Source organism: Enterococcus mundtii, from assembly GCF_013394305.1.
Lineage (GTDB): Bacteria > Bacillota > Bacilli > Lactobacillales > Enterococcaceae > Enterococcus_B > Enterococcus_B pernyi.
Map to the genome: position 1 here is coordinate 2,135,762 of NZ_AP019810.1, position 23,385 is coordinate 2,159,146.

Annotated in this window: 27 protein-coding genes; 23 read left to right on the plus strand and 4 right to left on the minus strand. The window is 38.8% G+C overall.

Going from position 1 to position 23,385, the window contains the following annotated elements; genetic code table 11:
- Positions 1–67 precede the first annotated feature (67 nt).
- Both HZ311_RS10220 and HZ311_RS10225 read left to right on the plus strand, forming a co-directional pair.
- Complete coding sequence (locus HZ311_RS10220; protein ID WP_010736319.1) at positions 68–349, plus strand: hypothetical protein; 282 nt, start codon at positions 68–70, stop codon at positions 347–349.
- A 383-nt stretch (positions 350–732) separates the two neighbouring features.
- Positions 733–999, plus strand: coding sequence for a hypothetical protein (locus HZ311_RS10225; RefSeq protein ID WP_019723856.1), 267 nt, complete (start codon positions 733–735; stop codon positions 997–999).
- 129 nt (positions 1,000–1,128) lie between these two features.
- Here HZ311_RS10225 and HZ311_RS10230 read toward each other — a convergent pair whose 3' ends face one another.
- Complete coding sequence (locus HZ311_RS10230; RefSeq protein ID WP_010736317.1) at positions 1,129–1,881, minus strand: MurR/RpiR family transcriptional regulator; 753 nt, start codon at positions 1,879–1,881, stop codon at positions 1,129–1,131.
- A gap of 155 nt (positions 1,882–2,036) precedes the next feature.
- Between HZ311_RS10230 and pfkB the strand changes: the two genes are divergently transcribed.
- From pfkB to HZ311_RS10315, 17 genes are all read left to right on the plus strand, one after another.
- A complete protein-coding gene (gene pfkB, locus HZ311_RS10235) occupies positions 2,037–2,969 on the plus strand; it encodes a 1-phosphofructokinase (protein WP_023519103.1) in 933 nt (310 codons plus the stop codon).
- Positions 2,969–4,360 carry a PTS fructose transporter subunit IIC gene (locus HZ311_RS10240; RefSeq protein WP_178946649.1) on the plus strand — a complete coding sequence of 464 codons (1,392 nt, stop codon included), beginning with the start codon at positions 2,969–2,971 and terminating at the stop codon, positions 4,358–4,360. The genes pfkB and HZ311_RS10240 overlap by 1 nt, the downstream gene beginning before the upstream one ends.
- Positions 4,361–4,379: 19 nt before the next feature.
- On the plus strand, positions 4,380–4,835 hold the full coding sequence (locus tag HZ311_RS10245) for a fructose PTS transporter subunit IIA (RefSeq protein ID WP_041684169.1): 456 nt from the start codon (positions 4,380–4,382) through the stop codon (positions 4,833–4,835).
- A complete protein-coding gene (gene lacD / locus HZ311_RS10250; RefSeq protein ID WP_023519106.1) occupies positions 4,832–5,815 on the plus strand; it encodes a tagatose-bisphosphate aldolase in 984 nt (327 codons plus the stop codon). The genes HZ311_RS10245 and lacD (HZ311_RS10250) overlap by 4 nt, the downstream gene beginning before the upstream one ends.
- A gap of 376 nt (positions 5,816–6,191) precedes the next feature.
- A complete protein-coding gene (locus HZ311_RS10255; RefSeq protein ID WP_023519107.1) occupies positions 6,192–6,935 on the plus strand; it encodes a GntR family transcriptional regulator in 744 nt (247 codons plus the stop codon).
- A 1-nt stretch (position 6,936) separates the two neighbouring features.
- Complete coding sequence (locus HZ311_RS10260; RefSeq protein ID WP_023519108.1) at positions 6,937–8,115, plus strand: SIS domain-containing protein; 1,179 nt, start codon at positions 6,937–6,939, stop codon at positions 8,113–8,115.
- A gap of 20 nt (positions 8,116–8,135) precedes the next feature.
- Complete coding sequence (lacD, locus tag HZ311_RS10265; protein ID WP_137071990.1) at positions 8,136–9,113, plus strand: tagatose-bisphosphate aldolase; 978 nt, start codon at positions 8,136–8,138, stop codon at positions 9,111–9,113.
- A 57-nt stretch (positions 9,114–9,170) separates the two neighbouring features.
- On the plus strand, positions 9,171–9,650 hold the full coding sequence (locus tag HZ311_RS10270) for a PTS system mannose/fructose/N-acetylgalactosamine-transporter subunit IIB (RefSeq protein WP_010736309.1): 480 nt from the start codon (positions 9,171–9,173) through the stop codon (positions 9,648–9,650).
- A gap of 13 nt (positions 9,651–9,663) precedes the next feature.
- On the plus strand, positions 9,664–10,554 hold the full coding sequence (locus tag HZ311_RS10275; RefSeq protein WP_062805684.1) for a PTS mannose/fructose/sorbose/N-acetylgalactosamine transporter subunit IIC: 891 nt from the start codon (positions 9,664–9,666) through the stop codon (positions 10,552–10,554).
- Complete coding sequence (locus HZ311_RS10280; RefSeq protein ID WP_010736307.1) at positions 10,541–11,350, plus strand: PTS system mannose/fructose/sorbose family transporter subunit IID; 810 nt, start codon at positions 10,541–10,543, stop codon at positions 11,348–11,350. The genes HZ311_RS10275 and HZ311_RS10280 overlap by 14 nt, the downstream gene beginning before the upstream one ends.
- A 13-nt stretch (positions 11,351–11,363) precedes the next feature.
- The gene (locus HZ311_RS10285) at positions 11,364–11,765 is read left to right on the plus strand and encodes a PTS sugar transporter subunit IIA (protein ID WP_023519111.1); all 402 of its coding nucleotides are present in this window, start codon (positions 11,364–11,366) and stop codon (positions 11,763–11,765) included.
- 175 nt (positions 11,766–11,940) lie between these two features.
- Positions 11,941–13,371, plus strand: coding sequence for a glycoside hydrolase family 1 protein (locus HZ311_RS10290; RefSeq protein WP_023519112.1), 1,431 nt, complete (start codon positions 11,941–11,943; stop codon positions 13,369–13,371).
- Positions 13,372–13,652: 281 nt separating this feature from the next.
- Positions 13,653–13,937 (plus strand): hypothetical protein, encoded by a 285-nt coding sequence (locus HZ311_RS10295; protein WP_023519113.1) that lies wholly within the window; start codon positions 13,653–13,655, stop codon positions 13,935–13,937.
- Positions 13,938–13,969: 32 nt separating this feature from the next.
- On the plus strand, positions 13,970–14,938 hold the full coding sequence (locus HZ311_RS10300) for a dimethylarginine dimethylaminohydrolase family protein (RefSeq protein ID WP_023519114.1): 969 nt from the start codon (positions 13,970–13,972) through the stop codon (positions 14,936–14,938).
- A 45-nt stretch (positions 14,939–14,983) separates the two neighbouring features.
- Entirely contained in the window at positions 14,984–15,745 is a 762-nt protein-coding gene (locus HZ311_RS10305) for a tyrosine-protein phosphatase (protein WP_070097503.1), read from the plus strand.
- A 587-nt stretch (positions 15,746–16,332) separates the two neighbouring features.
- The gene (locus HZ311_RS10310; RefSeq protein WP_023519116.1) at positions 16,333–16,881 is read left to right on the plus strand and encodes a hypothetical protein; all 549 of its coding nucleotides are present in this window, start codon (positions 16,333–16,335) and stop codon (positions 16,879–16,881) included.
- Complete coding sequence (locus HZ311_RS10315) at positions 16,882–17,154, plus strand: BspA family leucine-rich repeat surface protein (protein ID WP_023519117.1); 273 nt, start codon at positions 16,882–16,884, stop codon at positions 17,152–17,154.
- 145 nt (positions 17,155–17,299) lie between these two features.
- Here HZ311_RS10315 and HZ311_RS10320 read toward each other — a convergent pair whose 3' ends face one another.
- The 3 genes from HZ311_RS10320 to HZ311_RS10330 all read right to left on the minus strand — a co-directional run bounded on the left by HZ311_RS10320 (position 17,300) and on the right by HZ311_RS10330 (position 20,258).
- The gene (locus HZ311_RS10320) at positions 17,300–18,502 is read right to left on the minus strand and encodes an NADH:flavin oxidoreductase/NADH oxidase family protein (protein ID WP_178946650.1); all 1,203 of its coding nucleotides are present in this window, start codon (positions 18,500–18,502) and stop codon (positions 17,300–17,302) included.
- 12 nt (positions 18,503–18,514) lie between these two features.
- Positions 18,515–19,885: an aldehyde dehydrogenase family protein gene (locus HZ311_RS10325; RefSeq protein ID WP_178946651.1), complete on the minus strand. Its 1,371-nt coding sequence runs from the start codon at positions 19,883–19,885 to the stop codon at positions 18,515–18,517.
- A 76-nt stretch (positions 19,886–19,961) separates the two neighbouring features.
- Positions 19,962–20,258 (minus strand): ArsR/SmtB family transcription factor, encoded by a 297-nt coding sequence (locus tag HZ311_RS10330; protein WP_010736298.1) that lies wholly within the window; start codon positions 20,256–20,258, stop codon positions 19,962–19,964.
- 201 nt (positions 20,259–20,459) lie between these two features.
- On the opposite strand from HZ311_RS10330, the gene HZ311_RS15795 reads away from it, so the two are divergent.
- The 4 genes from HZ311_RS15795 (at position 20,460) to HZ311_RS10345 (ending at position 23,361) form a co-directional block, all read left to right on the plus strand.
- Positions 20,460–20,939 (plus strand): helix-turn-helix domain-containing protein, encoded by a 480-nt coding sequence (locus HZ311_RS15795; RefSeq protein ID WP_232092479.1) that lies wholly within the window; start codon positions 20,460–20,462, stop codon positions 20,937–20,939.
- Positions 20,899–21,927 (plus strand): BglG family transcription antiterminator, encoded by a 1,029-nt coding sequence (locus tag HZ311_RS10335; RefSeq protein ID WP_232092480.1) that lies wholly within the window; start codon positions 20,899–20,901, stop codon positions 21,925–21,927. The genes HZ311_RS15795 and HZ311_RS10335 overlap by 41 nt, the downstream gene beginning before the upstream one ends.
- 249 nt (positions 21,928–22,176) lie before the next feature.
- Positions 22,177–22,530 (plus strand): LPXTG cell wall anchor domain-containing protein, encoded by a 354-nt coding sequence (locus HZ311_RS10340; RefSeq protein WP_010736296.1) that lies wholly within the window; start codon positions 22,177–22,179, stop codon positions 22,528–22,530.
- 18 nt (positions 22,531–22,548) lie between these two features.
- Entirely contained in the window at positions 22,549–23,361 is an 813-nt protein-coding gene (locus HZ311_RS10345; protein ID WP_178946652.1) for a WxL domain-containing protein, read from the plus strand.
- Positions 23,362–23,385 lie beyond the last annotated feature (24 nt).

A 23,385-nucleotide genomic window follows, 5' to 3' on the forward strand; every position in this document is an offset into this window, starting at 1 on the left:
GCTTTACGTATATATATTTGTAGAGAGGGATCGGTTACTATTTATACATAGAATGGAGAGATGAAAGATGACCTACATTCGAATATTCAAAATAATCCAACTGGTTTTATTGGCGCTAAGCATCTATTTTGCTGCAATGAAAAATACGATCTATACCATACTGATTATGCTATCACTATTTATTGAATATACCCAATCCGAGCAACCTAAAACTCCTTACAAATCGGGAAAAAATTCAATCTATCTACCGAATCAAACATCTAGAACGGAAGTGGTGTTTGCGCTGATTCCCACGATTTTAGTTCTTATGATTTGCTCCATTTTGGAATTAGAATTGTATCATTTTTAGTAACAGGAATAATTTGAACCACATCTATTTAGTTAGTAATAAAAATGAATACATAAAAGTATCGATCGTATGAGAATTTTAGAGAAGGTGAACCGAGTGAGTCAAATAATTGTTCTCACCTCCTATCTAGTGATTGGGAACAAAAATAAAATTCATTTTTGTTTCTAACCTTAAACTTAATAAACGGTGTTCCAGAAGTAACTCCTTCAGAAATAAGCCGAGAAATCCAAAAATTTGAAGAACAATTTTCGTTTTTCTCGGCTTATTTCTCGGAGCTAGACACTTCTGTCACAACCTCATGGAGGTATAAAAATAATAGAAAATAGTTAGAAAACAGGACAGAAAATCTACAAATAAAAGAAGAATAGAATGGAGAGATAACAATGACCTACGCTAGAATACTCAAAGGGACTAGTTTAATTTTATTAGCTTCAAGTATTTATTTTGCGGCCCAGCAAAATACTATTTACTTCACACTGATTTTATTATCAATACTTATTGAGTCTGCTCAACCCAACCGCCCTAAAATTCCTTATCAATCGGAACGAAAAGCCATCTATCTACCGAATCAAACATATGGAACGGAAGTGAAGGTTGAATTTGTTTTGACAGTTGTAGTTTCGATTATTTGTTTTGTTTTGGCATTATGACAAGACATGAATGTAGATGAACGTCATGAATCAAACGTAAATAAAATTGAATGAACTCTTTCGTAAAGAAGCACCAATCACCGAAAAAACTTCACATTTTCGGTGATTGATGCTTCTTATACTTGTTCCTCAATCCCCCTTCTTCACCCGTATCGCATACGAATCCAGCAAGATCCGCGCAATCACAGAAAGTGGCAGGCGAGAGCGGACTTCATATTCAGGGAAAAAAGAGATTTCGGATTTGAAGCCGATCAAAGATAATTCTGCTAATCGGTTCAAGCGACTTTCCCGTGATGCGGTGATCAGGATCGAACTGATTTCCTCGCGGTAGCAATTCTCCGCTGCTGCTACGAGTTCTTCTGTTTCACCGTTTAAGGAAATAAAAAGAACGACATCTTTTTTGTGCAATTTGCGACTAACGGTTTTGATGATATTTGGATCGGTATGAAGGACACAATACTTATCGAGTAGTTGGAATTTTGTTTGTATTTCTTCTCCAATCATTTCTGAAAATCCTCTGGCAAAGATAATGATTCTTTGTGAACTCCAGATTTTTTGAATCGCATCTTCGATTACCCCTGTATCCAATAGATTGATGGTACGCACGACTTCCTGTTCGTTTTTTAGAATGGAGGTTTTTATTTCTTCATCTACTTTATCGACCGTAGCAAAATTGATGGTGGTATTCTTCTTTTCCTTTAAATGATGCTTAAAAGAAGTATAGCCTTCGTACCCTTTTTTCTTCATGGTACGAACGATGGTCGTGGTGGATACGTTGGCTCGTTCGCTTAGTTTGATAATTGATAGATTTGGGATTTCTTGGATGTGATTCATCATATACTCCCATAAAAAATGTTCTGCCTCGCTTAATTTAGTTTCCATTTAGTCCTCCCCCTTTTCTTTTTATTCTACCATTGATGTAAACCCTTACTTAGATGAGTTTTATTTTGTAAACATTTACCTAAAATTTTGCTTATTTAGAAAACATGTACATCCAAAAACAGGCCATACTGTAGATAAAGTGAGGAGGGATACAGGTGGCTAACGTATATACATGTACGATGAATCTGGCGATTGATCTGTTTATTGAAGTGGCACAACTCAAACCGAATGTCGTGAACCGCTCAATCGATGATGATATCCAAGCAAATGGGAAAGGTGTCAATGTTTCATTGATTTTAAAAAAACTCGGGATACCAAATACTGCATTGGGCTTTAGCGGAGGATTTACTGGGGCTTATATTGAGGAATGCTTGACGAAGGAAGGAATCGACGCTCATTTTGTTTCTATACCCGGAATGACTCGCATCAACGTATTTACACAAGTGAATGAGGAATCAAGTGAATATAAATTGGTCAATCGTGGACCAGAAATCGACCAGTTAGCGATGGAAGAATTGCTTGAGACAATCAGTCATTTGTCAGCTGGAGATTATCTTTGTGTTTCTGGGAGTCTGCCAAGAGGTGTACCAGAAGAAATCTTAGTAATGATCAGTAAAATCTGTCATGAGAATCAAGTGCGCTTGATCTTAGATACGAGTGCTAAAATCGTTAAACGATGTCTAAAGTATCAACCATTTTTACTAAAACCGAATGAGCAGGAATTGGCAGAATGGTTTGATGAAGAAATAGCAGAAACGGAATATGTAAACTATTGCAAGAAACTATTAGCCGCAGGTGCACAAAATGTATTGCTGTCATTAGGTGGAGCGGGTGGGATCTATGTGAACGAAAACTATTGTTTGACAGGAAACGCCCCGCAAGGAAAAGTCGTTAATACCGCTTGCGCCGGGGATACACTCCTAGCCACTTTTCTGGCAGGATTGATCAAAGAAGAAAATAGTGCGGATTGTTTCAAGGACAGTTTAGCTGCGGGTAGCTCGACTGCGTTTCAAAAAGGATTGACTGATTTTACCGATGTCGCAGAGTTGAAAAAACAAATCACCATTCATAAGGAGGAATTCAGATAATGGCTAAGTATCGATTAATTGCTGCAACTGGTTGTCCCACAGGTATCGCCCACACGTATATGGCACAAGAAGCACTGGAACAGGCAGCAAAGAAAAAAGGCATTACGATCAAGGTGGAGACCCATGGACAAGTAGGGGTAGAAAATCGTTTGACAGATCAAGAAATCATTGAAGCGGAAGCAGTGATTATTGCGGCGGATAAAGATGTTCAGCCTGAAAGATTTGCCGGGAAACGGATCATTGATGTTTCTGTTTCGAAAGGGATCAAAGAAGCCGATCAATTGATTGCTGCGGCTTTAAACGGTGAAGGAGTGATTTCTGAAAAAATCGAAATGGCAGAAGGAGATAAGGAAAAACAACATGCACAACAGAGTGTTGGTCACAGCATCTATAAGAACTTGATGAATGGTGTTTCCCACATGTTGCCTTTTGTTGTCAGTGGGGGAGCCTTGATCGCCATTTCTTTTTTATGGGGGATTTATTCTGCCGATCCTGCCAATGCGCAATACAATGAATTTGCTGCGAGTTTGAATCGAATCGGTGGTTTTGCAATGAGTATGATGGTGCCGGTCCTTTCCGCGTTTATTGCTGAAGGAATTGCAAAACGTCCTGGATTGGTTGTGGGGTTTGTCGGTGGATTGATTGCCTCAGATGGTGGTACAGGTTTTTTAGGTGGAATTATCTCAGGTTTCTTGGCAGGATATGTGGTGTTGGGATTAATAAAAGCGTTACAACCTTTGCCTAAAACACTAGATGGTTTAAAGGCAATTTTCTTATATCCCGTACTAGGGGTGTTGATTACTGGATTGATCATGACAGTCATTTCAGGACCGATGGCTAGTATCAATGAAGGAATGATGGATTTTCTAGCAGGGTTTGAAAACTCAAGTCCTTTAGTATTAGGGGTGATCGTCGGTTGTATGTGCGCATTCGATATGGGGGGGCCGATCAATAAAGCAGCCTACGTTACTGGAACTGCCCTGTTAGCACAAGGAAATACTAGCTTTATGGCGGGAGTTTCTGCAGCCTGTATTGCTCCGCCGTTGATTACTGGCTTTGCGGTCTTGCTTTTTGGGAAATACTTCGAGCCAAACGAAAAGAATGCTGGTCTAGTGAATATCATTCTAGGCTCAACACATATTACGGAAGGTGCGATTCCTTTTGCAGCAAAAGATCCGCTTCGTGTCTTGCCAATCATGATGCTTGGTTCGTCGATCGCCGCTGTATTGACCTATTTCTTTCGCGTGCAAGTACCAGCACCCCATGGCGGATTTCTCGTTTTACCAGTAGTGACGCATGGCTTACTTTGGATTCTTGCGATTCTTGCTGGTTCTATTGTAGGGGGAGTATTACTAGGCTTGGTTCAAAAAAGAAAGTCACTGAGTGTGTGAAAGGGAGAGGATTCATTTGATGGAAAATTTATTTGTTTATACCAATGTGGCGGCGAATACTTGTGAAGCGGTGTTTGCGTTTCTTTCAACAAAAATCGTTGAGGTAGGTAAAGCGACCAATGAACAGGCGGTCGAAATCGGCTTGAAACAACGCGAAGCAGAAGGTACGACTGGTATGATGGATGGCTTTGCGATCCCTCATGCGAAAAGTGAAAGTATAGAAGAACCAACGATCATTATTTTGAAATTAACGAATGCAGTCGCCTGGGATAGTTTAGACGGTCAACCGATCAAGTATGTGATTGCGTTGTTTATTCCAGCTGCAGAAGCAGGAACCAGTCATTTGGCGCTTCTTTCACAAATGGCACGAATGTTGATGGATGAAGGCTTTAAACAAGCATTTATCACTGCTTCCACTCAAGAAGAAATTGTTGGCTTGATTGATTCTAAGTTAGAAGGGATGTTGAAAAAATGAGGAAAGTATCAGAGGGGAAATACCAAGCATTGGTAAACATGAGTAATCCAGACGGGATCATCGGGGCTTTAGCGATTGACCAAAGAGGCGCATTGAAAAAAATGATGGCGAGACATCAAGAGGAGGTCAAAGTGGATGATTTGATCCATTTCAAAGAACTCGTGTCCGAAGAATTGACACCTTTTGCTTCTTCGATTCTTTTAGATCCAGAATATGGGTTGCCCGCTGCTGAAAAACGCGCTAAGACAGCTGGACTATTGTTGGCTTATGAGAAAACAGGATATGATACAACGATACCTGGACGTTTGCCAGATACCTTAGCTTTTTGGTCAGCCAAAAGACTAAAGGAAGCTGGAGCAGATGGCTGCAAATTCTTGCTTTACTATGATGTAGACGAAAGCGAAGAAGTCAATGAACGGAAACAGGCATATGTAGAAAGAATCGGTTCAGAATGTCTGGCGGAAGATCTTCCTTTCTTTTTAGAATTGCTATCTTATGATGCAACGATCCCAGATACGACCTCCAAAGAATATGCCAAGATCAAACCGAAAAAAGTCATTGAAATGATGAAGATTTTCTCAGAGCCGAGGTTCAACGTAGATGTCTTGAAGGTAGAAGTACCTGTCAATATGACTTATGTTGAAGGTTTTGGAAAAGAAATCATTTATTCCAAGCAAGAAGCATCCGCTTTGTTTATCGAGCAAAGCCAAGCCACTGACTTACCGTTTATTTTTCTGAGTGCAGGTGTCAGTGCCGAAGGATTCCAAGAAACGTTGCATTTTGCCAAAAACGCTGGCTCTTCGTTCAATGGCGTTTTATGTGGGCGAGCTACATGGGCAGATGGTGTGGCACCTTTTGTGGATCAAGGGAGACAGGCAGCAATAAAATGGCTAGCTGAACAAGGGAGAAACAACATTGAGGAATTAAATGGAGTATTGAGGAAGACAGCTTCTTCTTGGCAAAATAAGATTAGTCGCTAGTTGATTAGTCATCTTGAAATAGCAAAAGAGAAACACTTTGAGCGCCTAGACGTGGGAAATGAAGTGTTTCTTTTTTTTTGTTATTTTTCATTGGAATTTAGCGGAATGCAAGAAAAAGAACCGTTGGATTTGTTCATTATTTTATAAATTTTCTAGGATAAACAAGCTTTTTAAGGCTAAGCCTTATGCTTCTTTTTATGAAGTTTATGCTGTTTTTTTATTTTAAGTGGTATTTTCGAGGTATTTAAAATGTTTTTATATATAGTTAGTGAAAACGTTGTTATATAGCGGTTTTTAAGCGATTTTTATGTTGACAGGTAGTTATTATTACTTTACGATTGTCTTGTGGTTATAACCAGTTGGAAGGGGTAAAGAAATGGAAAATTCTCGTAAAGGGAAACCGTTATATTATCAACTAGTTGATGTACTAAAGAAACGAATTGAAGCAGAAATGATCCCGCATGATAAATTGCTGTCTGAGAGGGAGTTATGTCTGTACTATGGTGTGAGTCGGACGACGGTTCGATTAGCATTGCAGGAATTAGAAACACTTGGCTATATTTATAAAAAACATGGAAAAGGCACGTTTGTCAGTGACTTATCGCATCAAGCAGCGAGTTTAGCAGGTGCTTACAGCTTCACAGAAGAAATGTTGGCATTGGGGCGTACACCGAAAACGATTATTTTAGCTTTTGAAAAACAAGCAGCGACAAAGCAGTTGGCTGAACGATTGAATCTCAATCTAGGAGAAGCAATCTTCAAAATCAAGCGGCTACGTTTAGCGGATGATGTCCCTTTGATGGTTGAACGGTCTTATTTACCAGCAAAACTGTTTCTTGGCCTTGATTTGCCGATTTTGGAAAGCAAGCCTTTGTATGATGTTTTTCTGGAAGATTTTGATCAACATGTCCAAGTGGCAGAAGAAGAATTCTATGCCAGTATTGTTTACGCAAATGATGCCGAATTACTGCATATATGCGATGGGGCACCAATTTTACATTTGAAACGGACGACCTTCAATAGCAAAAACGAGATCATCGAATACACAGATAGTGTCGCCAGAGCAGACCAATTCCATTATAAGATCCGTCATGTTCGGAGTAATCTAGGAGGAAAATAACATGTTTGAACTGTCGAAGGATGAATTAGAAAAAATAGGTGCAAGGATCACTACAGAAGAAATCAAACAACAACCAGATCTGTGGGAAGAGGTTGTGGAAATCTTAGAAGAGAAGAAAAATGAATTAGCCCTTTTCTTTGATGCACTTGAAAAACAGGCAAACAAGCAACAAATCCAAGTCATCTTTACCGGTGCAGGCTCTTCTCAATATGTAGGCGATACGCTTGTTCCTTACTTGAATGAGCATGGAGACACCAAACGGTTTGCTTTTCATAGTTTTGGTACGACCGATATTGTTGCTTCTCCAAGAGAGTATTTGTTTCCTGATCAACCCACGTTATTGATTTCGTTTGCTAGAAGTGGCAATAGTCCGGAAAGTCTGGCAGCAGTCAAAATTGCCGATCAAGTTGTGGATACGTTGTTCCATTTAGTGATTACGTGTGCAGAAGAAGGAAAATTAGCACAAGTCTCACGTAAACAATCGCAACATTTCTTGTTGTTGATGCCAAAAAAAGCAAATGACGCTGGCTTTGCCATGACAGGTAGCTTTACATGTATGCTATTGAGTGCCCTTTGGCTGTTTGATCAAACGAACCAAGAAACAAAACAAAAGTATGTCACATCCTTGAGCCATATCGGCAAAGATGTTCTGAAAAGAGAGCAAGAACTGATCCAAGTGTTAGCAGTACCATTCAATCGGGTTGCATATCTTGGCTCAGGTAGCTTGGCTGGTGCCACAAGGGAAGCACAGCTGAAAATCTTAGAGTTGACGGCTGGGAAAATCGCGACGATCTTTGATTCTTCGATGGGTTTCCGTCATGGACCAAAATCCTTTATCAATGAGCAAACTTTAGTGATCGGGTTTGTGACGAACCAAGCGTACACACGCAACTATGATTTAGATATTTTGGAAGAAATCAATGGCAATGCTATTGCTGCAAAGGTGTTAGCCATTGCTCAATCGACGCAAAGAGACTTTTCTGGAGCAAACTTTTTCCTAGAACCAGCCGCGCTAGAATTACCCGATGCCTATCTATCCGTAGTGATGATTTTGACCGCACAAATCATTGCTCTTCAGATGTCGATCAAAGTTGGTAATACGCCTGACACACCTTCACCGACAGGAACGGTGAATCGAGTAGTCAAAGGTGTGACGATCCATGAGTACCAAAATGAATAACAAGGAGGTCAATAAAAACGATGACACCAAATAAGAAAAAAGCGATGGAACAATTAGCAACAAAAGACGGCATCATCAGTGCATTAGCAATCGATCAGCGGGGAGCATTGAAGAAAATGCTGTCGGCTTTAGGAGAAACACCCACAGATGAACAATTGATTGAGTTCAAAGCGTTGGTTTCTAGTGAGTTGACGCCCTATGCTTCAGCTATTTTATTAGATCCTGAATATGGTTTGCCCGCTGCCAAAGTACGTGATCAAACCGCTGGTTTGCTCTTGGCGTATGAAAAAACGGGATATGATGTATCGACTCCTGGACGGTTACCGGATCTATTAGGAGACTGGTCTTCCTTGAGATTAAAAGAAGAACAAGCAGATGCAGTGAAATTTTTACTTTATTATGACGTTGATGAAGATCCAAAAATCAATCATTTGAAACACGTCTTTATTGAACGTCTAGGAAGTGAATGCGCAGGAGAGGATCGACCGTTTTATTTAGAACTGCTATCTTATGATGCGAAAATAAATGATAGCGCTTCACGTGAGTATGCAAAGGTCAAACCGCATAAAGTGATTGAAATGATGAGAGAATTTTCCAATCCTCGTTACCAAGTAGATGTTTTGAAAGTCGAAGTACCAGTCAATATGAACTTTGTCGAAGGTTTTGGTGACAAGGAAATCGTCTATAGTCAAAAAGAAGCAGCTGACTTTTTCAAGGCGCAAAGCGAGGCGACTCACTTGCCATTCATTTTCTTGAGTGCGGGTGTATCTTCTGAATTATTCCAACAAACGCTAGTCTTTGCTCATGAGTCAGGTTCCACCTTCAATGGTGTCTTGTGCGGAAGAGCGACTTGGAAAGATGGCGTCAAAGCTTATGTAGATGCTGGGAAAGAAGGAGCCGTCAAATGGTTACGGACACAAGGTAGACAGAATATTGAGAACTTGAATCAAGTAATCAATCAGACAGCGACACCTTGGTATCAAAAAACAGGTGAATAATGTAAGCGTTACCTTTAGTTTGAGAATGAACAATTTATTTGTAAAGGAGAATGAACAATGGCAATTATTGGTGTAAGAATCGATGGACGTTTGATCCATGGGCAAGTCGCGAATCTTTGGGTAACGAAGTTGTCGATTACTCGGATATTAGTTGTAGATGATGAGGTCGCAATGAATACAGTAGAAAAAAGTGGCTTGAAATTAGCCACACCAGCAGGAGTAAAGTTAAGTGTCTTACCGATTGAAAAAGCCGCAGAGAATATTCTCGCTGGGAAATATGACTCCCAACGCTTACTGATCGTCGCAAAAAAACCTGATCGATTATTGAAACTTGTTGAACGAGGCGTGCCGATCAAGGAAGTCAATGTAGGGAATATGTCTCAGACAAATGAAACCAGATCAATCACCAAATCGATTAATGTGGTGGAAAAGGATATTGAGGATTTCAAACAGTTAAATGCGCGTGGGGTCCATTTGACCGCACAAATGGTACCAAGTGATAAGTCAGAAGATTTTATGAGTCTTTTGAATAAATAAGGGGGTTAAGTAGATGTCCATTCAATGGTGGCAAATCTTATTATTATCTTTATATGCAGGTTATCAGATTTTAGATGAACTACAAATTTATTCCTCAATGAGTGCCCCCGTTTTTGCCGGTTTGTTCACCGGATTAGTCATGGGGGATTTACAAGCTGGATTGATCATCGGTGGTAGTATGCAATTGACCGTTCTAGGTGTTGGGACATTTGGCGGTGCTTCAAGGATCGATGCAAACTCCGGAACGATACTAGCGACTGCTTTTTCCATCTCATTAGGGATGAATCCAGAACAGGCAATTGCAGCTATTGCAGTTCCTGTCGCTAGTTTAATGATCCAATTGGATATTTTAGCTCGATTTGCGAATACGTACTTCGCTCATCGTATCGACCAACATGTCGAAACAATGAATTATAAAGCAATTGAACGCAATTATTTATTAGGTGCTCTTCCTTGGTCCTTGTCACGTTTGATCCCCGTCTTTTTAGCCTTAGCATTTGGTGGCGGACTAGTCGAAAACGTCGTCGCTGTGCTAAATGGCGATTTGAAATGGTTAGGAGATGGCTTATCTGTCGCAGGAGCCGTTTTACCAGCAGTCGGTTTTGCTATTTTACTACGTTATTTACCAGTCAAGAAACATTTTCCTTATCTGATTTTAGGTTTTACGATCACTGCTTTATTAGCAACGTTGTTCTCAAATGTCCAGTTGCTTGGCACGAGTGTCGCAAGTGTCGTCAAAGATTTGCCAGCAACCTTCAATTCATTACCGATGTTGGCAGTAGCAATGATCGGTTTCTCTTTAGCAGCGATCAGCTATAAAAACAATCAACGAACAGAAAACCAGCAAGTAGCAAGTCCCCATACAACCTCTGAGGAAGGAGAAATCGAAGATGACGAAATCTAATTACAAGTTAACGAAAGAAGACTTTACACAAATCAACCGCCGAAGCTTGTTGACTTTCCAATTAGGCTGGAATTATGAGCGGATGCAAGGTTCAGGCTATCTCTATACGATCCTGCCACAATTGCGAAAAATCTACGGAGATGATACGCCGGAATTAAAAGAAATAATGAAGACTCATACACAATTTTTTAATACCTCTAACTTTTTCAACACGATCATTACCGGGATCGATTTAGCAATTGAAGAAAAAGAGGGCATTGCTGCAAAAGAAACTGTCTCTGGGATGAAAGCTGGATTGATGGGACCTTTCGCCGCAATTGGCGATTCCATTTTCGCCGCATTGATCCCGACCATTTTTGGGGCATTAGCCGCAAATATGGCGATCAATGGGAACCCCGCGGGTATTTTTATCTGGATAGTAGCACAAATCGCAGTCATGGTCTTTCGTTGGAAACAATTGCAATTTGCTTACAAAGAAGGGATTTCTTTAGTGACCACGATGCAATCACGATTAACAGCGCTCACAGATGCCGCAACCTTGTTAGGGGTGTTTATGGTAGGTGCATTAGTTGCTACAATGGTGAATGTGAAAGTTTCCTGGGCGCCGAGCATTGGTGATGTGACGATGAACATGCAAAATAATATTGATATGATCCTTCCTAAACTATTACCAGCAGCGATCGTTGGCGGTGTCTATTGGTTATTAGGCAAAAAGAATATGACATCAACAAGAGCAATTTTTATCGTCTTGATTATCTGTGTCGTTTTATCCGCTTTAGGTGTGATCTCAAAATAGGAGGGTGTTGAAAATGAGCAAACAGTTAGTTCTTGTCAGTCACGGACAACTTTGTGAAGGACTAAAGGCAAGTACCGAAATGATCATGGGGCCACAAGCTCATATTCATACAGTGCCTTTATTGCCGGAAGAAGGAACAGAGGATTTCAAAGAAAAATTTCTTGCGGTGGTTTCTTCGTTGGAAGACTATGTTGTCTTTTGTGATTTGATGGGCGGGACGCCAGCCAATAGTATTGTCCAATTGATCATGGAAGGCGAAGCGATCGAATTATATGCGGGCATGAATATGCCAATGGTCATCGAGTTTATCAATAGTCAAATGGTTGGATCGGCGCCGGAATATGTTCGCTCTGGTGCAGAGAATATTTTGAATGTGAACCAAGTGATTGTTGCATTGGCTGAAGATGACGAATAAATCAATGTTTGACAACGTTTACAAAAAATAGTATCTTTTTAGATAGGATAGTGATTATTCAGTTAAGCTAGACCTGATCAACGGCCTTTTTAGGTGGTTGATTAGGTCTTTTTTTATACTCAATAATAAAATAACAGTAAGGCTATCATATCAAACTGAAAAGGGGCAATGACTGATGAGTTTTCCGAAGAATTTTTTATGGGGTGGCGCAACAGCGGCAAATCAATGTGAAGGAGCATGGGCTGTCAATGGTAAAGGAGATTCGATCAGCGATCACAATCGTGCAGGCAATCGTGAGATGGGGAAACGACGTACCTTTGATTTGGTGATCGATGAAACCAAGTATTACTATCCGAGCCATACAGCGATTGATTTTTATCATCGCTACAAAGAAGATATCGCATTATTTGCGGAAATGGGCTTTAAAGCCTATCGTTTATCGATTGCGTGGACACGGATTTTTCCTAATGGTGACGAAGAGCAGCCAAATGAAGAAGGGTTGAAATTTTATGATGCAGTGTTTGATGAGCTACATAAATATGGGATCGAACCGATCGTGACGATCTCACATTTTGAGTTACCGTTTCATTTGGGAAAAACGTATGACGGATTTTTAGACAAACGAACGATCGAGTATTACGAACGTTACGCAACGACACTTTTTGAACGCTACAAAAGCAAAGTGAAATACTGGTTGACCTTCAATGAAATCAATTTTGGTGTCTTAGAACATGGCAAACAAATCAATGGATTATTTAATCGAACTTATACGGAAACAGAAAAATATCAAGCCTTACACAATGTCTTCCTTGCTTCTGCTCGAGCGGTGATTGCTGGACATAAAATCAATCCTGATTTTCAGATCGGCTGTATGTTGGCGTATATCACGATGTATCCTAAAACCTGTCATCCATTAGATGTATTGAAGACGCAACAAATGAATGACCGGTTAAATTATTTCTGTGGCGATGTCCAAGTCAAAGGAGCCTATCCTTATTACATGAAACGCTACTTTGAAAAAGAAAAAATCGAAGTGGATATCACAGAAGAGGATTTGGCATTCTTGAAGGAAGGCGTTGTCGATTATTATACGTTCAGTTATTACATGAGTACGTGTATTGCAGATGATTTAAATACTCGGTCAGATAAAAGTGGCGGCAATTTATTTGGCGGGGTGGCTAATGAGTATCTTGAAACAAGCGAATGGGGCTGGCAAGTTGATGCGGTCGGGTTGCGATATACCTTGAATCAAATCTATTCTCGCTATGAAATCCCAGTGATGGTCGTAGAAAATGGACTCGGGGCTGTCGATAAAATTGAACCAGATGGCTCGATCCACGATGACTACCGGATCGATTATCTCGCCCAACATATCCAAGAAATGGGGAAAGCAATCGATGATGGCGTGGACTTGATTGGTTATACTTCTTGGGGCTGTATTGATTTGATCAGTGCAGGAACTGGTGAAATGAGTAAACGATACGGCTTTATCTATGTCGATCGAGATGACGAGGGCAAAGGAACGCTGGCCCGCTCGCCTAAAAAATCATTTTACTGGTATCAAAAAGTGATTGCGACTAATGGTGAAAGCGTAGAAATGAAATAATTCGGTAGAAAATAGCTCACCTCCAATCGACTGGATGTGGGCTATTTAGTGAGAGATTTTGTAGGTTATGAGTCCAAAACCAACGATTATGATCGGTTTGATCTAGACGAAGTCAACTCATGTTATAGTAAAAAAAGTTGCTTCTGGCAGATAGTGGAGGTTGGGGAGCAGAGGTAACAGAATAGAACGCTCTTTTAACCAAATAATTAAAAAATATCCTAAGAAAAAGAGAAAGGGTGTTATTGTTAGACGATAACCGCTAGGATAGAAGGAGAGAAATAGTGAGAAAAATCAAAAATATCCAAATCATTCGATTGATCAAAATCATCCAGTTCGGTCTTTATTTTATGTCATTGTTTTTGTTTGCAAAATCCAGATATAAAGTGGCACTCTTGCCTTTATCAGGTGGGATGATATTAGAAGTACAACTCCCTAGAGAGTTTGGTTGGGGATTTGTAAAAAATAAGAAAAATGTCTTTCTTTCTTCGAAAAAAACATGGGTCGAACCAATGATTGCTTTGATTGTTTTAATATTTTTGGTTGGTTTCGCATGTTATTTCCTGTAAAGATTCGAACAAATCGAGGAGGAGCAGAAACGATGGATCATATTTTTGTGAAAAGCGAGTTTGCACCGCTAAAACGGGTCGTTTTAGCACAGTCTGAATTTGGCTTTCCTACGAAAAAATTAACCGGTGTCGATTTCTTGACAGAAGAAAACCATGAATTATTTAGTGGGCCTGAAGTGATAGGCAAAGACTTTAGTGAAGCTTTCCCAGAACAACAAAAAGCTTGGGAAGTCGAACGGAAGAATTTACAAAAAGTACTAGAAAAACATGAGGTAGAAGTCCTTTTACCAAGAAAGTTGACCTCTTTTGAAAAAAAACTAGGGCTAGAGTATGGCTACAGTAACTTTTTCACTCGAGATCCCTTTTTTACGATCGGGGATCTATTGATTGAAGGCTCATTGAAGCTCCCACACCGCAGAAATGAGATTCTACCGATTCGTGAGCTACTCATGAATGAATCGAATGAGAATGACTGCTTGTATTTTTCTATTCCTAAGCCGGATATTTCGCAAGGTATCGATTCAGATCAAGGGCCTTTCTTAGAAGGTGGAGATGTTTTAGTATTAGGAAAAACGATTTTTGCAGGTAACTCAGGGTTAGCATCCAATACTCGTGGTATTGAATGGTTAAGAAATCTAGTCAAACGATTCGGCTACAAAGTGATCGAAGTGCCACTTCATCCGACGATCCTGCATTTAGACTGCGCATTAAGCCTTGTCAAAGATGGATTGATGATCGTGTGTGAAGAAGCGTTCCTAAATGGTATCCCAGAACAGTTAAGCCATTGGGATCGGGTAGAGGTGTCTTTAGCACAAGCCTCTCGATTGGCGACGAACGGACTGCCGATCAACGAGACAACGTATATCACAGATCCAGAATTTACTTTTATTGGTGAAGAATTAGAGAAACGAGGAATCACAGTCGAGTATATTGACTATAAATTGACAAGGATCTTTGGTGGTTCTTTCAGATGCAGTACGCAACCGCTTCTGAGGAACTAAGTGGAAACGATCCTAAAATATAGGAAAAGGAAGGTCATTGCAGAAATGGTAAAAATCACAAATTTTCGCGATATCGGTGGCATCAAAAATAGAAATGGCAAAGAAGTTTTAACAAATGTTTTCTTGCGTTCAGGTGAACTATCTAGTTTGACAGAAGAAGATGCTAGACATTTAGAAACCACCTATCGTTTAAGTAAAATCGTTGATTTACGCGGCGAAGATGAAATTCAGGCTCGACCAGATAAAACGGTTCCACAGACGAAATATATCCATATCGACATCATGAAAGATGTGGCAGACGAAGGCGCTGGGCTGGAAGATTTTGTGAAAATCGGCTCACCTGAAAAAGCTACGAACTATATGACAAAAATATATGAAGATATCGCATTGAATCCGACTTCGCAGAAAGGGTATGCTCATTTCTTCCAAGAAGTACTTACTTTGGATCAAGAGGAAAGTCTTTTATTCCATTGTTTTGCTGGGAAAGATCGAACGGGGATCGCAGCCTTACTAATATTAGAGTCATTAGACGTTCCTCGCAAGGCAATCTATGTCGATTATTTACGTACGAATGAACTACGTAAAAAAGAAAATGCGTTGATTTTGGCGCAAGCAAAAAAAGTCCACTTGACTGAGGGGAATCTAGCTGCTTTAGATGTTGCGTTGAATGTGGACAGTAGTTACTTGGACCGTTTTTATCAAGTGGTAGAAAAGGAATACGGGTCGATCCCAACTTATTTGAAACAAGCACTGGCTATCGATCAACTAAGTTTACAGGCAATGAATCATCAATTTCTTAAAGGTTGAGTTGCTATTTTTTATTACTTCAAAAATTTAAACATTGATTTTTCAAAAAAATTGTAAGAAACCAACCATTTATAATCAACTGTATCGATAGACTTGCTGATCTAAGAAATTAGGTCAGTTTTTTTTGTCTTCCAATAATCCAAGGAACAGTTGAAAAGGGATTCGGTTTATTTTGAGGAATAAATATCTTTTTTTAGGGGAATTGGAGTGGATCTCAGGTTGTGCATCACATTGTCTTAATGGTTATAAAGATGTGTTTTTTTAGTATAATGTAATTTTTGCTTTTAGTTTATTCTAAGTAAGGGTTTGAGCTGTTTTTATCTTTTCTTTCAAACGTTATTTTATTTTTACTTAATCATTCTTTTATATCAGGGAAATAGGCGTGAGTACAGTAATTTTTCTGAATTAGAAAAAAATAATAAATGGATTAAGATTAAATGAGGTGATATATTATTGAAAAAGAGAGAGCTTTTTTATTAATAGCTGAGAGATTAGATACATGATTAAGATATATTGTTTATTTGAGTAGGCTATAAGCTATTAATGACAAATTCTTTCACTTATATAGAGTTAGGGTGGGTGGCTACATGAGAAAGAAAGGTTTGTGGAAAAAACAACTTTTGATTTTCAATGTTGTGATGATGATGATGCTTTTGCCAGTTGGGCAAGTAATTGCGATTCACGTAGAATCGGAGGAATCACCAGAAGCACATAGCAATGACGAATTGGTTTTAAAAGACGATGTGTTCCATTTTAATAATATTCCGCAAGAAAACGGGATAGAAGAGTTTTCTCAATTTGAAGAAATTGAAAATGATAGGCTCTATGAGGGAGCGGAGATAAGTACTGAACTTATAGAAGCGCCTGAGTGGACTATTGAGCAAAGCGATGTAGAAGCGTTTGTTAATGAGACTGAAGGGTTTGATCCTGCAGTCGTTGAATCTGGTCAATTAGGAACGATTCCATGGACAGTCGATGCTTCTGGGACACTGACTCTAAGTTCTGGCATCTTCGATGAGGAAAATAATGTTGGTGGTCGATATGGAGCGACGGATTATTTTAATCATACGTCCGCGAATCAAGAAATGATCAAGGCATCGTTATCACGGGGAGGATCGAATTACGGGGAAGTTTGATTGGAACAAGAAATAGTGTCTTATCGAATGCTGAGCAGGGGGAACATAACCAAGGATTTTTTGAAAAATTTACGAAATGTCCAAACAATTGAAGGAATGGAGTATTTAGATACGAGTCAAGTAACAAATATGGAACGTATGTTTACCCAGATGCGCAATTTAAGAGAAATAGATGTGAGTCATTTTGATACAAGAAATGTAACGAATATGAACAGTCTGTTTTATCGAATCTCATCGGTTTGCTCTTTCATGTTATCTGGTCAAAAAGAATAGCTGAAAAATATCATCTTCTTATTGATCAGATAATCCGTTTAGGAGGTAACTAACAAGTTTTTCTGTGTTGCATCAAAAAAAGATCCGTTCGACTAAGAAACAGAAAGTCGAACGGATTTTCTTTTTATTGATTGACTAGCAACCATCATCTGCGTCTTGGTTTTAGAATTTTTAGACCATGTCTAAACATTGCATCAAGAAGCGGTGACCAAGCGTTGGTTGTAAATTTAGCTTCTTTACCAGTCGCTAAGCGATTCATTTGTTGTTCATAATAAGAAAGATTAATAATGCTCCCAGCTTTTTTGTCGAGATTTTTCAGATGTGTCGTTAGACGTGGTAACTGAATGGATTGAGCATGTCCTTCTGCTAGTTGATTTGGCAACTCTGGATTCATTGCTAGTGCTCGTGCTAGTCCAACCATCGCAATTTTTTCTTTAATGATTACTTCTTCCATTGTTTCTGGTTGTGTCAGTCCACCAGTTAGAATGATTGGGGTTGTCACTTGCTGTTGGATATCTTTAGCAAAATCAAGGAAAAATGCCCCTTCCCCAACCTCCATGAATTTTGTTTTTTCGTAATTACCACCAGAAATCTCAACAAAATCGATCCCTAGTTCCGCCATTCTTAAAATAACTTGACGCGAGTCTTCTTCACTAAACCCTTGAGCAGTAAAATCTGTGGAATTAAGTTTTAAACCAACAATAAATTCCGGTGTAGTGGCTTCTCTTAGCCCTTGGTAGATCTCAAGAAGGAAACGCATCCGATTTTCCAAAGAACCACCGTATTGGTCGGTTCGCTGATTATCTGCTGGAGAAAGAAATTGGTTGATGAGATAGCCGTGTGCACCATGGATCTGTACCCCAGAAAAACCAGATTCTTCCGCTATTTTACCAACTGTGACAAATTGTTCCACCAGTGTTTTGATCTCTTTAGTAGTTAGTTCTCTTGGAGGATTAAAAAATCCTTGAAGTTCTTCACCTATCGGTTGAGCAGTAGGGGCAACCGGTTGTGAGTTCATTGTTTTGGGTGACTGTTTGCCGGGATGATTGATTTGTAAAATAAATTTTGTATGGTTTTCTGTTCCAGCTTTGGCCCAGGCTTTTAAAATTGATTTATCTGTATTTTCATCTATAACAACATTTCCAGGTTCACCTAAATGATCACGATCGACCATGACATTTCCTGAAATTAAAAGTCCACTACCGCCTTGAGCCCAACGGTGATAAAGATGAATATGTTTTTCAGTTGGGTTATTTTCTTTGTCGGCAAGTGTTTCACTCATTGCAGATTTGACGATTCGATTTTTTAAGATTGTTTGATTTGGTAAAGTGATTTCTGATAATAGCATTGAATTCTCCTTTTATTTCAGTATTTTTTTTAAAAGTTTCAACGATCGATTTGAATAAGGTGGGAATAATCCAGGAACATTGAAGGTTAAACGATTTTCATAGACTCCTTTTTGATGAGAAAAGGTAAGAAAACTATATTTTCCGTGATAGCCACCGATACCAGATTCTCCTACACCACCGAAAGGTAAATGAGGATTGGCAATATGTTTCAGAACATCATTGACCGTCACATTTCCTGATGAAATAGCGGTCATGAGCTGTTCTTTTTTCCGATTCGATGTTGTAAATAGATATAGTGCTAAAGGTTTTTCATACTGTTTAACTTGAGAAATCGCATCATCGATGGTATCAAAAGTCAAGATTGGTAAGATCGGCCCAAAGATTTCTTCTTGCATGGTTGCGGCATCATGACTAGGTAAATCCAAAATTGTGGGTTCAATATATAAATCTTCCCGATCTGTTTCACCGCCAAATACGACAAAGGAGTGGTCAGCTTCTAACATCTGTTGCAATCGGATAAAATGGCGATCATTGATGATCCTGCCATAGTCTGTGTTATTTCGGATATCAGAACCATAAAATTCTTTCGTGGCAATAATCATTTCTTTGATCAATGCTTTTTTTCGTTTACGGGACACTAAAACATAATCTGGCGCAATACAAGTTTGTCCGTTGTTCTGCAATTTTCCCCAAACGATGCGCTTTGCTGCCACTTTTAAATTAGCAGTATCATCGACGATCACGGGACTCTTGCCACCTAATTCTAAAGTGACGGGTGTCAAATTCTTTGCGGCAGCTTGCATTACGATTTTTCCTACTGGGACACTGCCAGTAAAGAAGATATAATCGAATCTTTGTGCGAGTAATTCAGTCGTTACGTCCACACCGCCTTCGACCGAGGCAATGTATGTTTTGTCAAAAGTTGAATGAATCAATTTTGTCAGAACTTTAGCCACATTTGGTGCTAATTCGCTTGGCTTTAAAATCACCGTATTCCCTGCCGCAATTGCCCCAATCAGTGGTTCAATAGCTAAATGAAATGGGTAATTGAAAGGAGCAATGATCAACACTTGTCCATAAGGTTCATACTCAAGATAACTTTTCCCCCACATATAAATCGGTGTATGAACGTTTTTTCGCTTAGCGTATTTCTTTAATTTTTTGATCATCTCAGAAATACTTTGATAGACAACACCAATTTCAGTGACATATGCTTCGTGTGCTGGTTTTCGCAAATCTTTGAATAATGCTTGTGTCAATTCAATCTCTATTTCTTGCATCGCCTGTTTCAGTTTGATTAATTGGGCTAATCGAAAGTCGATTGATTTTGTTTTTCCTGTTTCAAAAAAATGTTGTTGATTCTGTAAAAGTTGGTTGATCATGCGTTTTCTCCTTTTAATATATTTATATGTTCGAACTTATGAACCTATTTATTTAAAAAGAAAGGCCGAAGCCTTTTTATATTTTTTCTAATAGTTGCATAAATCCTTTCAAATTACGTTTGATACAAGCAACATCTAAATAATAGATCCGCTCTTTGCCACGTTTTTCGACATACACAATCCCTGCTTGTAAAAGCAATTTTAAATGATGAGAAATAGCGGGGCGAGAAATAGACATTTCTTCTGTGATTTCTGTCACACTTAAACCACCTTTTTCTACTAGTAAACTGACGATTTCTTGACGATTTTCTTCTTGTAATGTCGTAAATAGGGGCGTGGAATCGCGTAATAACGCTAAAAATGTTTCTCGCATAGTGACCTCCTTCAATTTGTTAAAGTGAGTATAGCACGATATGTTTAAACTTGTCAACGCGTTATGGAAAGCCATCATAAGTATGTTATTTTTTAGTTTATTCACTTATTTATTATTAGTATTTTCACATATTTTTTGATATACATGTTTACAATCTATTTTTTTTTAGAATAGATATAAAAAGCAAAAGAGGTGTGAAAAATGCGAGAGTTACAGTTAAAATTTATTACAAATACGATTACAGAAAGGTGGATGCGGATTTTAAATGTGATCGAACAACAGAATATGTTTACGATTGTCGGATTGTCACAACAACTTGGTGTTTCTAAGCGTACGATCCTAAAAGATGTCAGTGAACTGAAAAATTACTTTGAAGAGAGTGCGATTTTTGAGTCAAATACCACTGGCTATTTTTTTAAAGAAAAAAATCGACGACTGTATCATGAAGACAAAGAAGCATTGTTACAATCGGAGATTTGGTTTGAAATTATCAGTGACATTTTTTATGGAGAGCTAGTATCTGTCGGAGAATTAGCTGATCGCTATAATTATTCAGAAAGTACGATGCTACGATCAGTCGCTCAAATCAAAGAGGTTTTAAAAGAATATCAGCTTTCACTTAGCTTAAAACCAGTGGACCTTGTGGGAAAAGAAGGAAATATCCGCAAGTTTTTTTTATGAAGGAGAACCAACACCGTATACGGTCTATCCCCCGGAAAGTATCCACCAAATGTTTTTGGATAAGTTAGGTGAGCGTCTTGGTAAGTATGAGATAGGTACAGGGGTCATGGTCACAGGATTTTATTACTGTTTGTATATCACGATGATCAGAAACAAGAATGGGCATATCATCTCTTTACCTCGTAGGATAAAAGAGATCGATTTTAGCAATGAGACAGATTTTTTATTGATGTCCGAATTGATTCCACTGATCAAAAAGGAGTATGGTATTTCGATCCATCAAGATGAAATCATTTGGCTTTTTTTGATCATAATTAGCAAACGAACAATTGATCATATCGAGCAAGAGACTGTCTTTTTGGAGAAGTATAATCAGTGGCCTGAAATAGATCCAGTGATTGAATCTTACTTCCAATTATTCAACATCGACCGTAAGACTAATCCTATATTATCCACCTTTCTTTCTGCCTTTTTTCTGGGGAGGAAAATCAATAATGAAATGGCACCAATACTGAATAAATTATTAAATGAAGAAATTATTATCATCAAAGGTCTCTATGGTTTAGCCTATGAGAAAAATCGACAATTTATTCAAAAAAATCAACCATTGCTGTCTTTCTCAGAGAAATATTTAGAAGATATCATAGCAAGTTTAACGATGTATACAGAAATCTTGTTCTCTTATTATTCACCTAAGAAAACAGTGTTGTTTCTTTTGGAAGGTAATCATTTACTCGTTCAGTTGATCAAAGTCCAAGCCAATCAACTGTTGTCGAAGCAGTATCATGTGCTGTTTGTTCCGTTACATGAATTGACAGAAGAACGTTTGAACGTTGAGCATGTTGATTTGATCGTAACGAATTATCGTCCTTATTTATTGGATTACCAGTTGAACAAGGACTATTTGTTGATCAATCGAGTCCCTAATAGAAATGATTGGGTCAACATTTTTACTCAGTTGAATCCTTTACTCAATAGTATGCTGTAAGAAGCAAAAAACGACGTTAATCGATGAAGTAACTAAAGAGATTAACTGATCTCCGCGGTTCTTCATCGATTTTTTGTTGTGCAACTAAAGGAGCGAATCTATCAAAGTCACATAGTGAAAGTGGGAACAAGCCACTTCACTAGTTAGTGAAAAATATGAATTTCTTTTCTTTTTGAGCTACGTTAATCTTATTTATGCAGAAAGTAATGATAATTACTATTATGTAAGAAAGGTTATAGGAGGAGGGAAATGAATCGTAAAAAAAAATACATACTAAGCCTGAGTATGTTACTTATTCAATGTTATGCACCCTTGGTTGTATACGGGACAGAGGTTCGATCGGTTGAAACAGAGGGGACAGTCGGTTTTACAGGCATGTATGAAATGCCTGGAGATCCAGTACCAGCTCCAGAAGTTGAAATCAAACCAGATTTCCCGAAAGAAATCGCTCAACAACCGTCAGAGGAGAGAGATGCCAGTCACAGAAGATTGCCAAAAACGAATGCACAACAAATGAGTAGTTGGATAATTTTAGGGGTTTTTCTTGTGATAGTGACACTTAGTTTTTGGTTTTGGAAATACAAAAAGAAAAAACAATCATAGAAAGTAGGACGTGTATAAATGAAATTAGTTAGATTAGCAACAATTGCAGCCTTATCATCAACAGTTTTTGCCGGAGGTATGACTGTATTTGCAGAAGATGGTTCCACAAACACATCAAAAGAAGTGCGTAATGTAACAACTAATGGAACGATTGAATTTACACCAAATGAAGATGAAGAGCTAGTCGTTGTTCCGCCAGTAAAAGAACCAGATGTCGAGATTGAGCCTGAAGTGCCAGGAACAACTGGACCTTTATCGATCATGAAAGCTGTCACAATGGATTTCGGTTCACAAGTCATTTCAAATCAAGATCGAACATACAATATGGTTGCAGAAAAACAACAAAAAAAGGGGACAACTGGTGAAGAAAACAAAGTTCCGTATGTCAGTTTTGCGCAAGTACAAGATGTCCGTGGAACGAATGCTGGTTGGAATCTGCAAGTACGCATGACCGACTTTAAAGCAACGAATACAACAAATGATACATTGCTCGGTGCAGAAATTTCATTGTTGGATCCAAGAATCCAGTATGAAGGAAGCACGCCTGGTAATGCGCCAGTAGCTCATCCAGCTGGAATGAAATTAATACCAAATGCTTCTGCGGTATCCGTGATGACAGCAGAAAAAGATAAAGGTGCAGGGGTATCTTCAGTTGTTTGGGGAAACCAAGCAGACCTAGATGCACAAGAGATGAACGATGAAGTTGAAGTAGTAACAAATAATGCGATCCAATTGTTTGTTCCTGGTTCTACAGCAAAAGACGCGACACAATATAAATCAACATTGACTTGGGAATTATCCAATACACCTGATGTTAGTGGTGTAAATTAACAAGAAAAAAAATATGAGTAACAT

Excerpts from the sequence above, each read along its gene's own strand:
- HZ311_RS10330 (WP_010736298.1), bottom strand. The coding sequence starts at position 20,258 with ATGCGAGAAACATTTTTAGCGTTATTACGCGATTCCACGCCCCTATTT.
- HZ311_RS10325 (WP_178946651.1), bottom strand. The coding sequence starts at position 19,885 with ATGATCAACCAACTTTTACAGAATCAACAACATTTTTTTGAAACAGGA.
- HZ311_RS10220 (WP_010736319.1), top strand. The coding sequence starts at position 68 with ATGACCTACATTCGAATATTCAAAATAATCCAACTGGTTTTATTGGCG.
- HZ311_RS10270 (WP_010736309.1), top strand. The coding sequence starts at position 9,171 with ATGGCAATTATTGGTGTAAGAATCGATGGACGTTTGATCCATGGGCAA.
- HZ311_RS10260 (WP_023519108.1), top strand. The coding sequence starts at position 6,937 with ATGTTTGAACTGTCGAAGGATGAATTAGAAAAAATAGGTGCAAGGATC.
- HZ311_RS10345 (WP_178946652.1), top strand. The coding sequence starts at position 22,549 with ATGAAATTAGTTAGATTAGCAACAATTGCAGCCTTATCATCAACAGTT.
- HZ311_RS10280 (WP_010736307.1), top strand. The coding sequence starts at position 10,541 with ATGACGAAATCTAATTACAAGTTAACGAAAGAAGACTTTACACAAATC.
- HZ311_RS10320 (WP_178946650.1), bottom strand. The coding sequence starts at position 18,502 with ATGCTATTATCAGAAATCACTTTACCAAATCAAACAATCTTAAAAAAT.
- HZ311_RS10245 (WP_041684169.1), top strand. The coding sequence starts at position 4,380 with ATGGAAAATTTATTTGTTTATACCAATGTGGCGGCGAATACTTGTGAA.
- HZ311_RS10240 (WP_178946649.1), top strand. The coding sequence starts at position 2,969 with ATGGCTAAGTATCGATTAATTGCTGCAACTGGTTGTCCCACAGGTATC.
- HZ311_RS10305 (WP_070097503.1), top strand. The coding sequence starts at position 14,984 with ATGGTAAAAATCACAAATTTTCGCGATATCGGTGGCATCAAAAATAGA.
- HZ311_RS15795 (WP_232092479.1), top strand. The coding sequence starts at position 20,460 with ATGCGAGAGTTACAGTTAAAATTTATTACAAATACGATTACAGAAAGG.
- HZ311_RS10290 (WP_023519112.1), top strand. The coding sequence starts at position 11,941 with ATGAGTTTTCCGAAGAATTTTTTATGGGGTGGCGCAACAGCGGCAAAT.
- HZ311_RS10225 (WP_019723856.1), top strand. The coding sequence starts at position 733 with ATGACCTACGCTAGAATACTCAAAGGGACTAGTTTAATTTTATTAGCT.
- HZ311_RS10300 (WP_023519114.1), top strand. The coding sequence starts at position 13,970 with ATGGATCATATTTTTGTGAAAAGCGAGTTTGCACCGCTAAAACGGGTC.
- lacD (WP_137071990.1), top strand. The coding sequence starts at position 8,136 with ATGACACCAAATAAGAAAAAAGCGATGGAACAATTAGCAACAAAAGAC.
- lacD (WP_023519106.1), top strand. The coding sequence starts at position 4,832 with ATGAGGAAAGTATCAGAGGGGAAATACCAAGCATTGGTAAACATGAGT.
- HZ311_RS10310 (WP_023519116.1), top strand. The coding sequence starts at position 16,333 with ATGAGAAAGAAAGGTTTGTGGAAAAAACAACTTTTGATTTTCAATGTT.
- HZ311_RS10255 (WP_023519107.1), top strand. The coding sequence starts at position 6,192 with ATGGAAAATTCTCGTAAAGGGAAACCGTTATATTATCAACTAGTTGAT.
- HZ311_RS10285 (WP_023519111.1), top strand. The coding sequence starts at position 11,364 with ATGAGCAAACAGTTAGTTCTTGTCAGTCACGGACAACTTTGTGAAGGA.
- HZ311_RS10275 (WP_062805684.1), top strand. The coding sequence starts at position 9,664 with ATGTCCATTCAATGGTGGCAAATCTTATTATTATCTTTATATGCAGGT.
- HZ311_RS10340 (WP_010736296.1), top strand. The coding sequence starts at position 22,177 with ATGAATCGTAAAAAAAAATACATACTAAGCCTGAGTATGTTACTTATT.
- HZ311_RS10230 (WP_010736317.1), bottom strand. The coding sequence starts at position 1,881 with ATGGAAACTAAATTAAGCGAGGCAGAACATTTTTTATGGGAGTATATG.